General features: G+C 41.7%; 14 protein-coding genes. 6 read left to right on the plus strand and 8 right to left on the minus strand.

The window, feature by feature from the left end; all coding sequences use genetic code 11:
• Window positions 1-590: 590 nt before the first annotated feature.
• The 3 genes from yidZ to ACWXWT_RS07980 all read right to left on the minus strand — a co-directional run bounded on the left by yidZ (window position 591) and on the right by ACWXWT_RS07980 (window position 4002).
• Complete coding sequence (yidZ, locus tag ACWXWT_RS07970) at window positions 591-1565, minus strand: HTH-type transcriptional regulator YidZ (protein WP_456041079.1); 975 nt, start codon at window positions 1563-1565, stop codon at window positions 591-593.
• Window positions 1540-2769: an MdtL family multidrug efflux MFS transporter gene (locus ACWXWT_RS07975; protein ID WP_456041080.1), complete on the minus strand. Its 1230-nt coding sequence runs from the start codon at window positions 2767-2769 to the stop codon at window positions 1540-1542. Before ACWXWT_RS07975 ends, yidZ begins: the two co-directional genes overlap by 26 nt.
• 345 nt (window positions 2770-3114) lie before the next feature.
• A complete protein-coding gene (locus ACWXWT_RS07980) occupies window positions 3115-4002 on the minus strand; it encodes a LysR substrate-binding domain-containing protein (RefSeq protein WP_456041081.1) in 888 nt (295 codons plus the stop codon).
• A 195-nt stretch (window positions 4003-4197) separates the two neighbouring features.
• On the opposite strand from ACWXWT_RS07980, the gene ACWXWT_RS07985 reads away from it, so the two are divergent.
• Together ACWXWT_RS07985 and ACWXWT_RS07990 are read left to right on the plus strand one after the other, a co-directional pair.
• Window positions 4198-4782 (plus strand): NAD(P)H-dependent oxidoreductase, encoded by a 585-nt coding sequence (locus ACWXWT_RS07985; RefSeq protein ID WP_456041082.1) that lies wholly within the window; start codon window positions 4198-4200, stop codon window positions 4780-4782.
• Window positions 4783-5007: 225 nt separating this feature from the next.
• Entirely contained in the window at window positions 5008-5862 is an 855-nt protein-coding gene (locus ACWXWT_RS07990) for a hypothetical protein (RefSeq protein ID WP_456041083.1), read from the plus strand.
• Between the two features lie 38 nt (window positions 5863-5900).
• On the opposite strand, the gene ACWXWT_RS07995 is transcribed toward ACWXWT_RS07990, so the two are convergent.
• The 5 genes from ACWXWT_RS07995 to pdsR all read right to left on the minus strand — a co-directional run bounded on the left by ACWXWT_RS07995 (window position 5901) and on the right by pdsR (window position 11139).
• Window positions 5901-6167 (minus strand): hypothetical protein, encoded by a 267-nt coding sequence (locus ACWXWT_RS07995; protein WP_456041084.1) that lies wholly within the window; start codon window positions 6165-6167, stop codon window positions 5901-5903.
• Between the two features lie 246 nt (window positions 6168-6413).
• Entirely contained in the window at window positions 6414-6839 is a 426-nt protein-coding gene (locus tag ACWXWT_RS08000) for a hypothetical protein (RefSeq protein ID WP_456041085.1), read from the minus strand.
• An 80-nt stretch (window positions 6840-6919) separates the two neighbouring features.
• Window positions 6920-8110: a cystathionine beta-lyase gene (locus ACWXWT_RS08005; RefSeq protein WP_456041086.1), complete on the minus strand. Its 1191-nt coding sequence runs from the start codon at window positions 8108-8110 to the stop codon at window positions 6920-6922.
• Between the two features lie 164 nt (window positions 8111-8274).
• Complete coding sequence (pdsS, locus tag ACWXWT_RS08010) at window positions 8275-10446, minus strand: proteobacterial dedicated sortase system histidine kinase (RefSeq protein WP_456041087.1); 2172 nt, start codon at window positions 10444-10446, stop codon at window positions 8275-8277.
• 3 nt (window positions 10447-10449) lie between these two features.
• Window positions 10450-11139: a proteobacterial dedicated sortase system response regulator gene (gene pdsR, locus ACWXWT_RS08015; RefSeq protein WP_456041088.1), complete on the minus strand. Its 690-nt coding sequence runs from the start codon at window positions 11137-11139 to the stop codon at window positions 10450-10452.
• A 36-nt stretch (window positions 11140-11175) separates the two neighbouring features.
• On the opposite strand from pdsR, the gene ACWXWT_RS08020 reads away from it, so the two are divergent.
• The 4 genes from ACWXWT_RS08020 (at window position 11176) to ACWXWT_RS08035 (ending at window position 15032) form a co-directional block, all read left to right on the plus strand.
• Entirely contained in the window at window positions 11176-11364 is a 189-nt protein-coding gene (locus ACWXWT_RS08020; protein ID WP_350433107.1) for a hypothetical protein, read from the plus strand.
• 23 nt (window positions 11365-11387) lie between these two features.
• Window positions 11388-12149 (plus strand): sortase-associated OmpA-like protein PdsO, encoded by a 762-nt coding sequence (gene pdsO / locus ACWXWT_RS08025; protein ID WP_456041089.1) that lies wholly within the window; start codon window positions 11388-11390, stop codon window positions 12147-12149.
• Between the two features lie 88 nt (window positions 12150-12237).
• Window positions 12238-14406: a marine proteobacterial sortase target protein gene (locus tag ACWXWT_RS08030; RefSeq protein ID WP_456041090.1), complete on the plus strand. Its 2169-nt coding sequence runs from the start codon at window positions 12238-12240 to the stop codon at window positions 14404-14406.
• Between the two features lie 14 nt (window positions 14407-14420).
• Window positions 14421-15032: a class GN sortase gene (locus ACWXWT_RS08035; protein WP_456041091.1), complete on the plus strand. Its 612-nt coding sequence runs from the start codon at window positions 14421-14423 to the stop codon at window positions 15030-15032.
• The last annotated feature ends 201 nt before the right edge of the window (window positions 15033-15233 follow it).

Consider the following 15233-nt stretch of genomic DNA (forward strand, 5'->3'; position numbering starts at 1 on the left):
GATGCTGGAGGTAGAGTAACGCAGGAGCTTGTTACCGAGGATCACTATTCGCTTCAATCATCTGCCTTGCCTACAGCACTTTGAACTCCCGCTGAAAGATCACATATTTAATAGGATTGGTATAACAAGTCTAATCATCATGTGCTAATTACCTTGTAACGACAGTGATGAGGTAACGATAAAACAAGGCGCGCTTTTAGGTAGGCAAAGTGAGTCATTTCAACACTGTTTACACTGTTTTCTCTTAAGGCTCATTGACTTCATGTCGGTGTATAGTTTTATTAAGCCACAATATTGTGACACAGCCCCCCGAAGGGCGAATTTATCAGCGTGATCTTCTTTGTTAGCCTTTCTTAACGTACGACTGCATGGTCTATTTTTTGCCATAAAAAATAACACATTCCCACCATCCATGGCGGTCAGATGCAGGAGGTAGAGCAACGTAGGAGCAGTTGTCGAGAACGACGATGTCTTCAAAGGCTGCCTCGAATACCTCACTGATAATTTTCGCTAAAAGAGCAAATTCTAATGCGGATTGGTATTAGTTAACTGACAGTAAGCACACAGCTAAAGCATAAATACTCAATATGCTAAGACAAATTGGTATTATTAAGGTCTCGATATAAGGCTTTTATCGCACCTCTTAGCCATTTTATTTTTGGATTTTGATTGTTACGTTTATGCCAAATCATGGTGAAGGGGATCATTAGTTTATCTAGTAATGCTTTATCTACCGGAATAGGTAAACACACTAAATCTGGATGTATATTACGGCTGTAATGCTGGCAATATTGTGGTGCAGTGGTAATCATGTTGTGACCAGGCTGCGCTGTCATAAACAAAGATTGCTCGAACGTGGCCATGGTTAGTTCAATATTACGGCTTAAGCCCATTTCTGTTAACACTTCATCTAATGCCCAGGTATCTGACTTTTCCCATGTGATGTTAATTTGTGGGTATTTTACAAAAGTATCAATATTCCAATCTTCTTTTAAAGCTGGGTGATCTTTATGTAAATACACTAAGGGAAGGTCGGTAAATAACACTTCGTAATTGATAAAGTAGGGTAAAAGTTTAATCGATTCTTTTGATCTCGGGTGGCTCTCTCGGCCAGTAAAACCAATGTCGACTTCTCCTCGAATGATCGCCTCAATTGAGTCATAGTCCCAGTTGTGAACTTTAACTTTAGCGTCTGGATACTGCTGAAAAATTTGCTGTGTAAGTTGGTTAAACATCGTCAGCAGTAATGGCGATTCCATGGCAAGATTAAAGCGCACACCATTAGGGATCTCATCACCGCGTTTTGCGAGTATTTGACTGCTGACTTGTAACCAGTCAGCAAGCTCTTGTTCCATACTGATGGCGAGCGACGTTGGGCTAAATCCATGAGGTGTTTTTATAAACAAAGGGTCGTCAAACCATTCTCGTAACTTACTGAGAGATTTGCTCACGGTTGACGGTGTCACGTTCAGTTTTTTTGCTGTTTTAGTGACGCTTAATTCTTGTAATAACAACTGCAGAGTGATCAGTAAGTTTAGATCAAGGCGTGCTAATGATTTCTTCATTGGAAAGACTCGGCAGTGGTGAAGGAATGAATAGTATTAAAACAGCGCTAATAACACCACCAATTAGTAAGATTAATAACAGCATATTCAATGCACTCACATCAAATAAGCCTAATAACCAAATATACAAAGCGGAACTGCAAATTTGCGCAACACCAAGAATGGAACTGGCAATACCAGCCCGATAACGATAGGGGCTAAGCGCTTGGCTCATTACCACACCAAATCCAATTGAAAATCCTGCACAGATAAGACTAAAACCAAATAGGCTAATAATTTGGCTGTCGGCATTTAACTGGGTTAACCCCAGTATGACAGCGGCAGCGACAAACAGTATTTGCGATACCAGCATTAAAGTGCCTTGCTTGATATATGATAACGTCAGTGGCATAGCAAATGAGGTTAGCATACTAACAAGTGCTGTTAGTGCCATCGCAATTGAATATTCGCCACGACTAAAGCCCATGGTATTCATGATCAGCATTGGCGATACGTTTACAAACGTAAGAATTGCTGTGACTGCAATGGAACTGATGAGTAATCTGCTTAAAAAAAATCGTTGGTAAAATGTTTCTGCCACTGTTGCTGATTGGGCTGTCGATTGAGAGCTTGTATCGACGTTTAGCGTTAAATTATCCATTGAAGATTGGCGTGTAGAATTGGTTTCTTTTAACACAAGCATAGACATTAAAGACACCACTCCACCCATGGCAGCCATAGTAATAAATAGACTTGGCCATGGAAAACTAAGCATGATCAAATGGCCAATAACAGGGGCTATTACAGGCATGATGCAGGTAATCCCATTGACCATAGATAACACTTTTACTCTGCGCTTATCGTCCAACTTGTCACGCAAAATGGCAAAGGCGACAACGTAGCAACTGCCTGCGCCAACACCTTGAATAAAGCGGACGATTAAAAAAGTTTGACTGTCTTCTACTGTACTGCCCATGAACGAGGCTAATGTAAAAATAATAGCCCCAGCAATCGCTATGGGTCGTCTGCCAATAACGTCTGATAATTTACCGGCAAATACCATCGTGGTGGCCATACCCGCTAAATACACTGAGAAAGCGATATGGAGCTGTGATTCACTTGCGCCTAAGTCTTTGGCTATTTGTGGTAAACCAACCAAGTAAAGGTCAATGGCTGTGGGATAAAGCAGAACCAACGCGAAGCTACACAGTATAAATCGAGTCATAAAATCCTCACTTAATGTTGCAAGGATCATAGATTGAAAGCTTTGCTGGTGCGAGTTGCCATTTTGACAACAGGTATTTCTATTTACGACATTAAATAATATCTAATAGGGTCGGCTATTCCTGTAGTGTACTAAGTACTGTTGCCCAAAGCGTGTTAGCCCGATTTATGAAATGAGTTTGATGATGTTCAAGAGCTTTATCAGATCAATGGCTAAGTAGATTAACCAAAAAATTCACCATGAATGGTTGTAAAAATCAGCATGTCGGTATTAATGACTATTAGCAAAATACCTATTAGCAATAATATCCCCAATATTCCCTCAACATAATAATTGAATCGTTTTTTAGGATTTGACCGCTTGTTTCATGAACTCAATAAACGAGCTGACCCTCTTTGACAGCTCTTTATTTCGGTAACAAACAATATTTATAGGTTGTTCAATTTTGAGTGTGCTAGTCGTGAATAACTGCACCAAGCGTCCTGCTTTAATGTCTTGTTGTGTCATAAAGTCTGATAAGCACACAATTCCCGCGCCGCACAACGCGAGTTGCCTTAAGGTTTCTCCACTGTCGGCTTTAATATTGGTTTGAATATGCAGCAGGTTATTAAACGCATCGTAAATCGGCCAATGATTTAACTTTTCTAACGAGCTGAAACCTAATAACTGATGTTGCGTTAAATCTTCGACGGTTGTTGGTGTACCGTGTTTAGCTAAGTAATCAGGGCTAGCTAAGATCCTAATTTGACTTAACCCCAGTGGAGATGCTGTTAACGTCGAATCTTTCAGCTCACCTATTCGAATGGCAACATCGGTTCGCTGCTCTAATAAATCGATGAGATTTTCATTATTCACTAACTCAATTTCAACTTGTGGATAGGTGCGACTGTATTGATCAATTAATGGCGCAATAACATGCAGCATGTAAGGTGTTGCCGCATCAATGCGCAGCTTGCCTGAGGGGATTTGTTTACGATGTAGCAGCATATCTTCTGCAGCTTCAAGATCATGCAAAATTACCCGCACTCTGGATAAGTATTTATTACCTTCCTCGGTTAATTCTAAGCGTCGAGTATTACGCCTAAACAACGTAGTGTTTAATTTGCTTTCTAGTCTTGATAACGCACGACTGGCAGCAGAAACCGTAATATTTAAATGCTCAGAGGCTTGGCTGATAGTCCCTTGGTCAACAATGCTAATAAAGGTATAAAGTTCGCTAATTGTTACTTTCATTGTTGATCCTTACGCAAATATCTTTTGAGTTTTAGTTACTTTTTTTCAATATTAACTTTATTTATAATCCTGTCAAATCAATCGGCACTTTAGAACTTATTCGTTGTTATACCTGCTTTGGGATCACAGCGTGGTAAATCCCAATAGTCATATTTCAAACTGGGTCAATCAGTTACTTTTACAAGACAGGTCATTATGAAAAAAATATTAATTTTAAACGGCGGCAAAAGCTTTGGTCATTCAAAAGGATTGCTAAACGGAACCATGACTAAAGTTGCGGAACAGCATTTACTTAACTTAAAGCATGAAGTGAAAGTCACCACCATTGATGAAGGTTACGATATCGAATCGGAGATCGAAAAGTGGCTATGGGCTGACGTCATCATTCAACAAACACCTGCTTGGTGGATGGGCGCACCGTGGATTGTTAAAAAATATATTGATGAAGTATTTACCATTGGCCATGGTCGTCTGTATCAAAGTGACGGACGCACCCGTAAAAATGCCGAGCACAAATATGGCTCTGGTGGGCTAATACAAGGCAAACAATACATGCTTAGCGTTACGTGGAACGCGCCCGCAGAAGCCTTTACCGATCCGAACCAGTTCTTTGAAGGTGTTGGTGTTGATGGGGTTTATTTGGCTATGCATAAAGCGCATCAGTTTTTAGGTATGTCACAACTTGAAACCTTTATGAGTAATGATGTGATTAAGAATCCAGATATTGAAAGCGATACGAGCCGTTATAAAGCTCATTTAACTCGCTTATTTGCTTCGTAATGTAACGATAGCATTAGTCTGCACATACCTACGCCCTGATGGAAGCAATGGTCTAAATCGACGCTGCTTCTAGTATGTTTAGCTCAACCTATAAAGTCTGCGACAGAGATTAGTATTATTGAAAAATAGGATTTTTATTAATAACTTGCTATTGTTCTGTAGGGGTTAAAAGTACCTTTATCACTAATGTTAAAGGTACGCTTTTAAAGAAGATGTGGATATTAAATGATTGATGCTGTTTGTACTTATGGTGGTGAAAGGCACACTTTTTCAATTTTGAAATTTCAGGCGTTACCTGAAACTGAAATTGAAAAATTTAGGCAGTTTTTACAATGCCCTGAGTGCGAAGGAAAAGCTTACTATCGTAAGAGAAGCTCAGACGGTAAAGCAGCGTGTTTTGGCTCTCGATATCATGTTTCAGGATGCGATGAAGGTCATCCTTCAACTCAACGAGACCGAGAGACTCGGCATAGTGTAGAAGTAAATAAAGTCATTTCTGATGCTGATGTTATTAGCATTGATTTCATGTTGTCAAACAGCAAAAAGTCAATCGCAGAGGTGCAAACTGTCACCCCTGCATCAACCCCCACGCCTCCCACAAAAAACGCTAATACAAGTGGCAAACACGCTAACAATATTGAACAAACCAAGGTCAAAGTATTAGGGCTAGAGAAAATTCTCAATAGCTTGATGCGTGGCAGCGATTTAGCTGAGTCGAGTACCTTGATTGAGCTTGATACGGGTTACAAATTTAAAGCCAAGAATTTATTTGTTAACTTTGCCGAGGCTGAGCCAAGTGCTAATGCCAAAGAGGCAAAGCCTAAAATGTACTGGGGTACGATTTCACATCTAGATAAAGAACTTGATTGGTTAAACCCATCTGATTGTACTGATGTTGGCATTCCTATCTCTAAATATAAATCGATAATATTGGAACGTTTTAATGTATCGGAAGGGCGTCAGTTAGAAGGTGCGGGGATTATTCTGTTTGGAAAATGCTTTTGGAACTCAAAGAAGACTCGCAAGATAATTGAATTGTGGAATTCAGACAGAATTTTTATCTCAGTACTAGAAGACTAATCTGTAATAAGCCTTTTAGCCATTAAAGATATATTGGCTTATATCACAATGTGTTGCTTACAAAATTGAAGCAGTTTTATCATCAATGGCATGTTTTGGTTTCCTGTCGTGTTTGATGTACTTGCTGCATTTTTGCTATTAGATTGACCTTTGAGTCGATCTTCTCTTATTTTTCGCCTTTCATCAGCACGGTTCGCGACTTCGGCGAACTGTTGTCTTTGTGCCAATGTCATACTGGCCATAAAGCTCCGAAAAGGAACTTTGGGTGTGGCAGCGGCTAGATTGGTTTTTGGTGTGCTACACATAGTCATACTCTAGTTGGCAAATGGTGGTGTACTTAATAAGACCGACAAGAGTGAGATTACATTTCATTTGTGGCGTAATTTAAATTTGGCAGGCGATATCGTCAAGTCAGTTTAGCCATTGTATAAATTACCATTATTGATAATAAAAAGCCCTGAGGCGATAACGGCTCAGGGCTTAGATTTTTTGTCATCTTAACTAGCAAGATATGTTCAACTTGCTTTTTTTGCGCTCAAATTCGGACTTTTTTAAATACGAGCCATACGTTTAAGCAGCAACAACCACAGTATAGGGAGCAACAAGATATAGAAAAACAGCACTTTTGCACCGATATCCCCGTAGAACAAAGTGTTGTTTACAAATCTCACAATGCCCATAGGATCCCATGGCATGTAATGAATATTGCCGTGCAATAACATCGCACCTAAAATCACAATCGTAATGGCAATCCATTGTCTTGCTGGCTCGTAGCTTTTCACTAGAAACGCAGGAATAAACGCGGCTAAGCCGATACCAATAAAGTTTTGCGCAAAGTCAGCCAGTAATGGATATTCACTGCTATTTAATCGCCACAATAAGTTGCCGGCAGCAGACTGGCCGATGGCCACAATACTCAATGCATAATAGCCAATGCTAATACACAAGCTGAGTATGACTAATTTGATAATATTCATTTATTTCCTTTTAATGTGAATATTCTATAAACGTTTTTTCGAAACAGTGTACAGATTTTACCGTCAAAAATGAGTAATGGCTATTTCTGTAATATTGCATTATATCGGCTAAATGCCGCATCAAGATCGGCAATTAAATCGTCGGTATCTTCAAGCCCAATGTGTAAGCGTATTAATGGTTTACTGCTGTCCCATTGGGTAGCAGTACGGATATTGTTAATACCGAATACCCCTAAAATTAAGCTTTCGAAACCGCCCCATGAAAAGCCCATTTTAAAATGATTCATGTTTTCAACAAAAGCAGTGACTGACGCTAAGTCGCCTTGTTTAAGTACAAACGAGAACAAACCGTTACCGCTGCTAAAGTCGCGTTTAAAAAACTCGTGACCTGGGCAAGTATCAAATGCAGGATGACGGATATGATCCACTTCTGGACGAGTCGCCAACCAATTAGCCACTTTTAAGGCATTTTTATTATGTTGTGCCATACGTACCCCTAAGGTACGTAAGCCTCGCGCAGCTAAATAGACGTCATCCGGCGAAGTCGTTTGGCCCATTAAGTAACTGTTTTCGCGCAGTTGTTCCCAATGTTGTTCATTGGCAGTAGCCGTACCCATCATGACATCTGAATGGCCGACAATGTACTTGGTGGCGGCTTGAATAGAGATGTCGACCCCCATATCAAATGGGCGAGAATTAATGGGAGATGCCCAGGTATTATCCAGCATTACAATGACATCATGTTCGTGAGCGATACGGCTAAGCGTCGGTACATCTTGCACTTCCATGGTGATAGAACCTGGTGATTCTAAAAATAATACCTTGGTGTTAGGACGAATTAACTCACGAATGCCTGCGCCAATCATTGGGTCGTAATAGGTGGTTTCGATGCCAAAACCTGCCAGCATTTTATTGCATAAATCGCGCGTTGGTTCATAGGCGGTGTCGACCATTAATAAATGGTCGCCACTTTTTAAAAATGATAACAAAGCGCTGCTGATCGCGCCCGCACCAGAAGGGTATAACGCCGTGCCAGCACCGCCTTCAAGTTCGCATATGGCTTGTTGAAAGGAAAAATGGGTTGGGGTGCCGCGACGACCATAAAACATTTCACCGTTGGTTTTGTTTTTAATCGCAAAACGCATCTCGTCCATGGTGTCGAACACCACTGTCGATGCTCTGAATACTGGCGGATTAATAATGCCTTTAGTGAACTTTTTTTCGCGGCCAACGCTAACAATTTGGGTGGCTAGTTTATCGTCTTTGCTCATATTGTTACTTCCATTATGTGTAGAGTCCACTATTTTTGTTTTAGCTAATGTTTATTAGCAAAATATCAATGATATGGATAAATGCGCTACGGTGAGTGATCTACTGATGTTCATTATCCTAGCACCAACAAACCTAAATAAAACCGCCTAATTGACAAGCTTGACTATTTTTCATCACTTAGCGGTAAACTGAGGCTCATTTCAACTCCTTCTACCCCATTTTTTGTCATGTTAGTCGCTTTAATGGTGCCATGATGAAAATCACTGACTAGTCTAGCAATATACAAGCCTAATCCTAGATGGGGCTTGCCATTAATGCCTTGAGGCCTGATTGACACCATAGATTCAAAAATCTGGCTGTTCATGTCTTTTGGCAGTAAAGGACCAATGTTACTGACGGTTAATATCGCTTGTTTTTGATATTGGGTCAGGCTGACTGTGATGGCGCTGTCGGGCTGATGAAACTCAATTGCGTTGTTGATTAACTTATCCATTAATTGGGCGATGTATTCTGGTACACCGTCGCAATACATGGCTTTATCTTCAATGTGGATGCTAAAGAGCTGATCTGGATAAGTCATTTGATAGCCTTGCATGCAACCGCTAATCACTTTCTTTAATGAAAAACGACAGCTTTCAGCTTGGGTCAAACTGGCTTCGAGACGAGTTGCTTCGCTTAAGTTATTTAAAATAAGGTGCAAGCGACTCACACCTTCTTGGGCGCGACTGACGTACTTTTGTGATTGATCGTCCAGTTGTTGCAAGCCTAAATGTTCAAGTGAGCTACGCACCACGGCTACAGGGGTACGGAGTTCGTGCGATAAACGTGACGACATGTTTTCTAAATAATGAGTATATTGCCCTAGGCGGCTGACAATACTAGAAAAACTGCGTGACAAATCACCGATTTCATCTCGATTTTTGGATGCGACAATTTGCTGTCTTATTCGACCTTGGCTGTCGATGGCGAGTTCGGCCTGATCACGCAAACGACGGATGCGGCTTGAAATACTCGAGGCAAAAATAAACAAGGCTAACGTGCCCATGCTCATAATGGTCAAAATAACGTTAAACAGTTTTTCTAAGGCGCGGTTGCGCAAACTGCGAATGCCGTGAGTGGTTTCTTCTGCAATAACCACTCCCATGACTTTATCGTCAATCCATATAGGGCTTGCAGCGGCTAATACCACGGCTTTGTTGTCTGGCGTTAAGCGCCATGTAGAGCCTTGTTTGCCACTTAAGGCTTTTTCAATATGGCTGCCAGTCAGTTCGGTTGAGTCTTGCAGTGAATCGATAAAGTCTTGTGGTGGGCGGGTCAATATTTTGTAATACAACGGCAAAATATATTGCTGCTTAAAGTGGAGCCAAAATGAGTCTGGTTGATTGACCTCAATATCATCTGCCCAGGTGTTTGACGATGAACGAATATCACCTGATTTTGCCAGCACGCGGCCATGATTATCGACGACCCAAATACGTGAACTATTGTGGCTCATGCCTTTAATGATATTTTCAATTTCAGGCGAGGGCACTAACACTGTGCCTAAACTGGCTACTGAGTCGGTGGCTGATGTACCGATGACATTCACTAATTGCCGTGTTTTGCTATCGTTAACATTATGAATAGCAAAACCTAATTTGCTGCCTACCATTTCGAGCGGCAGCCTGAATTCAATATTGTATCCCTTGTTTGTTTTTAACCACTGGCCTTGAATACGTGACTCAGGCGTAACGGGCATTGATTGGCTGGGATCTGCGGGTAGTTCAAATGCACTGAGCCAACCACTTTTGGTATTGGCAACAATATAACGCCTGAACTGACCGTCTGGTGATTGAGTTGCCATGACTAAGTGATCGTTTCTATCAATTCGTAAGCTTTTACGGTTACGAAAAATTAGGCTTGGATCATTGACCTTAAAAAAACCGTATAAATAGCCGCCGTATTTGCCCACCATATGGCTAAAACTGATATTGGCAGGGTCGGCTTTATTACGTTGATAAATAACATGTTCGTCAGAATACTTGAGGGTGCGATGTTGGTATAAGTCCCAGTCACTCAGTTTACCGTCCAGTTGAATAGGCCCTGCCAGGGGGTAGGCGTATAAGTCGCGGCCTTTTTCTACTTGCTTTAAAAAACTGGCTTGGTTGTCAAATAACTTAGGCCGTTCATGCAAGGCAGTCGCAAGAGCTTGAGTGGTGCCTTCAAGGGTTTTTTCTTGGCCATAACGTAAGTACTTTTCCATTTCCCACACATATTCATACCCCAGCCAAGGTAGGCAGAGTAAAAATAGCGACAAAATGACAACTTTGGCACGAAGCCCTATCGGTAAATTCATCTGTTAGATATTGTCCCAGCGGTAACCCATGCCATAAACGGTATCGATACAGTCAAACTCGGTGTCGATGGCGATAAACTTTTTACGGATGCGTTTTACGTGTGAAGTAATAGTGCTGTCGTCGACGTAAATTTTAGCTTCTTGCATTAAATCTTGTCGACTGCGTACATGTCCTGGGTGTTTTGCCATGGCATGTACCATCCAAAATTCGGTGACGGTGAGTTCTATTGGGAGCGATTTCCAATACACCTGAATACGGTTGCCATCAATAGTGAGGTGACCGCGTTCGAGTAAGTTGTCTTCCATGGCGCTTGAACCGATCAATTCTGAGCGGCGAAATAAGGCTGCAATACGGGCCATTAAGTGAGGAAAGCTGACATCTTTAGTTAAGTAGTCGTCGGCACCTAAACGTAGGCCACACACAGTGTCAAAGTCGCTGTCTCTGGCGGTTAAAAAAATAATAGGTAAGCTGCTCGACATCGCCCTAAGTGCTTGGCATAGGGTAAATCCACCGTCAATTTCATGCTCTAAGCCAATATCAATAATGGCTAAGTCAGGTAAGCGTGCATTAAAGGCGAGCATGGCTGCTGGGCGGTTGGCATAGGCTTGGACACTATAACCATGCTGTTGCAGAACATCTTTGTAGTTTTCGCGGATAGCGGTTTCGTCTTCAACAATGGCAATTCGTTTCATGGGATGATTTCAATTAATAAGCTGATAAATGGGTACATGGCTGACTATACAGGATTTTATGGTCCAAAAAAGCCGTTGACGGCAATTGCCATATTGTTGCCACATTTGATCGCCACATTGCCATTTTTGCTCCCCAATAAAGCCACCAATGAAGTGTTTAATAGCGACATAGAGTTAATCAGCAACGCATTAACTCATGTATTGATGATAACTATCATTTTTTAACTAACCGCTAAACGGGACTCTTTATGAAAAAGCAACTTATCGCAGCAACAATTATTTCTACCATGATGATTTCAAACGTCAGCTGGGCCAATGACACTGACTTGCCCGAAGAACGTGAACATACTGAAGAGTTAGTGGGGTTGAGCTCAGGCATTTTACTTGGCGCAGTCATTGCTGGGCCTGTTGGTGCCATTATTGGTGCATTTACGGGCACCTTTATTGGTAAATCAGTTGGTGATGAAGCAGAACTCAACGTCCAGAAACAACAATTGGTGGAGCAAGAACAACAATTAACTCAAACCAATGAGCAATTAATGGCTCTGACCACTAAGCAGCAGTCATTGGAGCAAGTATCGGATAAGTATTATCAATTACAGTCTAGCTTGGCAGAACAAAATGCGAATCAACAACAAATACTTAATGAGTTAACCATTGGGATGAATGTACAGTTTAAAACCGGATCGAGCCATATTGAGCCGTTATTTGAACAACAGTTAGATAATGTGGCTTACATGATGAGCTTGTCACCAGAATTGACCATTGATATAACGGGCTATGCCGATCGCCGTGGTGATAATGATTTCAACCAAGCCTTGTCTGAACAGCGCTTAGCTGAAGTGACTCAATATCTAGCTGCACAAGGTATTGCTCGTGAGCGTTTGCACGGACAGGCTTATGGTTCAACGTTGCCAATGCATCAAGAACAAAATTTTGAAAACGACTTTTTTGACCGTCGCGTTACGCTCAAGTTATTGGCACCCGGTGCTGAACTTGCTGCTAACTAAATCTAGCCGTCGATTTTCCTTTTTGTTTTGATATTACCCATCTAGGCGTAAACATTGATGTTGTAGCCTAAATGGGTAAGGAGCGAGTATGCGCCCGTTGTTTTTGATCTCACGTTTGTCTGTTAATTATATTGGTAAATTGCTGTGTTTCGGTTTGTTGTTTGTGGTTTATGCCTGTATCACAACGGCATTTGCATCTCCGTCGGGCTATCAAGATGACGATATCACCCAAGGCACATTAGAGTATTTTCAACAAAATCAAGTGATACAAGCTTTTGCGCTAGATACACAAGTGAGCATGGATGTGTCGGGATTACTCAATCGGGTCACGGTTAAGCAAGTGTTTATCAATGACTCAGATCAATGGGTTAATGGACGATACCTATTTCCGTTACCGGAAACGGCTGCAGTCGATAGTATGAAATTACGCATTGGCGACAAAGTTATCGCCGGACAAATTCAACCTAAAAAACAAGCATTACAAACGTTTGAAACCGCCAAAAAACAAGGTAAACAAGCGAGTTTGTTACAGCAACAACGACGCAACTTGTTTACCTCTGACGTGGCCAATTTAGGGCCACATGAACAACTCGTGGTGGAAGTTAGTTATCAACAAAAGGTTGAGTATCGTGATGGGCTATTTAGCTTACGTTTTCCATTAGCAATAACACCGCGTTATAACCCACAAGCTGAGCGCACTACTGAGCTGCCGCAATTGGCCATGCCATCGAGCGCTAATACGGTTACGTCTGTTAAACACGTCAGGCCTGAACTAAATGTGAAGATGCAGGTGAACATTGATGCTGGTTTTGAACTAACCTCACTCGACAGTCTTTATCATCCGATTAAGCAATCTAATGTAGGCAATCATTACAGTGTGAACTTTGCCAGCAAACAAATTTCCGACCGTGATTTTGTATTGCAATGGCAAGCTAATGTTGGCGCAGTACCACAAGCTGCGACGTTTTATCAAACCGGTAAAACCCATTTAGCAGACAATAGCGATGAGCGTTCAGAAACAGCGCAAAGACAACCTAATCCGGTTGATAACAATATGTACTCGCTCTTGATGTTAATGCCGCCGAGTGTGGAAGTCAGCGAGCAACACCTTATTGCCCGCGAGCTAATTTTAGTCATCGATACCTCTGGTTCTATGTCTGGACAGTCAATCACTCAAGCTAAGCAAGCATTACAATTTGCCCTAGCAGGACTGCGTGACATCGACAGCTTTAATATTATTGAATTTAATAGTGACGTAACCCTGTTATCTGCCACACCATTGCCGGCTAATAGCCGTAATATTGGTAAGGCAAACCGATTTATTCAGTCATTAGAGGCCGACGGCGGCACCGAAATGCGCAGTGCATTACAAACTGCGCTGGTGGACAGCGTACAACAAGATTTAGAGCAAACCGATACACGCAGTGATATGTTGCGCCAAGTTATTTTTATGACCGACGGTGCCGTTGGCAACGAACATGAGTTGTATCAGCTTATTAACGATCAGTTGGGTGACAGCCGATTATTCACGGTCGGTATTGGCTCTGCGCCTAACTCAGATTTTATGCGTCGGGCGGCAACAATGGGGCGAGGGACATTTACCTACATTGGCAAAGAGTCTGAAGTGCAGCAAAAAATTGAACAATTACTTAATAAAATTGAACAACCCGTGTTAACCAATATTGGCTTGTATTATCTTGATGGCAGCGTACCGGATTATTGGCCGACGACCATTAGCGATTTATACCAAAACGAACCACTTTGGGTAAGCATTAAATCGGCGTCCCATCAACAACAGCCCATCATAGTCTCTGGCAATATTAATGGTCAATATTGGCAGCAACAACTTGATTTTGAAGGAAACCAAGCTGCTAAGGGCATCGATTTATTATGGGCAAATGCGCAAATAACATCACTTGAGCTTTATAAAGACAATGCCAGCCGCGACCGCGTCAATAAGCAAGTAGAAGCATTAGGCTTGCTGTACCACTTAGTGACCAGCCAAACCAGTTTAGTTGCTGTGGATGTCACTCCGGTTAATCCATTGATTGATAATCCTATAGATGTGCAGTTACAAACGCATATGCCCCATGGTTTAAATGCTGCTGAGTCGTCGCAAGTATTGCCACAAACTGGTACAGCTAGTCGATTATGGTTATTAATTGGTTTTAGTTTGCTTGGCTTAGGATTGTTGCATTATTTATGGCTAAGACAACGCTTACCTGGCCAATTGTTAGTGATTGAATCACATGATTAAACAGGAGTGTAAATATGTCGCAAACAATATCACCGACCAAACATTGGATTGTGATTGCGCTGATAAGCGTACTGGGATGCGCACTATTATTACAGGGAGGTTATATGCAAGCTAAAGCCCATTTTGCCCAATTTCTAATTGAACGTGCTTTTGAAAAAACCTTGGCAGATAGCCAACCGCATAAACCCTGGTCTTGGGCCGACACTCATCCGGTGGCTAAGATGCGTGTGTTGCAACAACACAATGATAGCTTGCAACCTTTAGGCAGTGACTTGTACGTATTAGCAGGGGCATCTGGGCGGAATTTAGCGTTTGGACCTGGGTTGATGTTAGCGGGAGCTTCGTTGGGTGAGCAGGGTAATATGATTATTGCTGGCCATCGAGACAGCCATTTTATGCGTTTACAATACGTTAAGGTCGGCGACATGATTGAGCTTTATAGCACTGCAGGTGAGCGAGTGTTATATCAAATTACTACCACCCATGTAGTGCATGAAACCGACTTAGATGTGCTGGCTCCTACGGCCGAAAGTCACTTAACCTTGATAACTTGTTATCCGTTCGACCAATTGAGTGGTAATTCCGAATACCGCTATATTGTTGAAGCGAAACCCTTAAACAGTTGAGCATCGCAGTGATAACGAGTGACTGTTAACAAGCTTGTTTGCTGCGAATTAGTCAGAAATGAGCGATTAATGGCATATCAATAAAAAAGCAGATCCCAATTGAGGTCTGCTTTTTTATTGATATGCCACGAAGCACGATTAATCTATTTGGTTAACACTGTGAGATAAACGGTTATTCATTACACCGCGAAGTATGACATG

The organism is Shewanella sp. A22 (assembly GCF_053850585.1).

Bases quoted from the DNA above. Each gene is read 5' to 3' on its own strand.
- yidZ (WP_456041079.1), bottom strand. From the start codon at position 1,565: ATGAAGAAATCATTAGCACGCCTTGATCTAAACTTACTGATCACTCTG.
- ACWXWT_RS07975 (WP_456041080.1), bottom strand. From the start codon at position 2,769: ATGACTCGATTTATACTGTGTAGCTTCGCGTTGGTTCTGCTTTATCCC.
- ACWXWT_RS07980 (WP_456041081.1), bottom strand. From the start codon at position 4,002: ATGAAAGTAACAATTAGCGAACTTTATACCTTTATTAGCATTGTTGAC.
- ACWXWT_RS07985 (WP_456041082.1), top strand. From the start codon at position 4,198: ATGAAAAAAATATTAATTTTAAACGGCGGCAAAAGCTTTGGTCATTCA.
- ACWXWT_RS07990 (WP_456041083.1), top strand. From the start codon at position 5,008: ATGATTGATGCTGTTTGTACTTATGGTGGTGAAAGGCACACTTTTTCA.
- ACWXWT_RS07995 (WP_456041084.1), bottom strand. From the start codon at position 6,167: ATGTGTAGCACACCAAAAACCAATCTAGCCGCTGCCACACCCAAAGTT.
- ACWXWT_RS08000 (WP_456041085.1), bottom strand. From the start codon at position 6,839: ATGAATATTATCAAATTAGTCATACTCAGCTTGTGTATTAGCATTGGC.
- ACWXWT_RS08005 (WP_456041086.1), bottom strand. From the start codon at position 8,110: ATGAGCAAAGACGATAAACTAGCCACCCAAATTGTTAGCGTTGGCCGC.
- pdsS (WP_456041087.1), bottom strand. From the start codon at position 10,446: ATGAATTTACCGATAGGGCTTCGTGCCAAAGTTGTCATTTTGTCGCTA.
- pdsR (WP_456041088.1), bottom strand. From the start codon at position 11,139: ATGAAACGAATTGCCATTGTTGAAGACGAAACCGCTATCCGCGAAAAC.
- ACWXWT_RS08020 (WP_350433107.1), top strand. From the start codon at position 11,176: ATGGCTGACTATACAGGATTTTATGGTCCAAAAAAGCCGTTGACGGCA.
- pdsO (WP_456041089.1), top strand. From the start codon at position 11,388: ATGAAAAAGCAACTTATCGCAGCAACAATTATTTCTACCATGATGATT.
- ACWXWT_RS08030 (WP_456041090.1), top strand. From the start codon at position 12,238: ATGCGCCCGTTGTTTTTGATCTCACGTTTGTCTGTTAATTATATTGGT.
- ACWXWT_RS08035 (WP_456041091.1), top strand. From the start codon at position 14,421: ATGTCGCAAACAATATCACCGACCAAACATTGGATTGTGATTGCGCTG.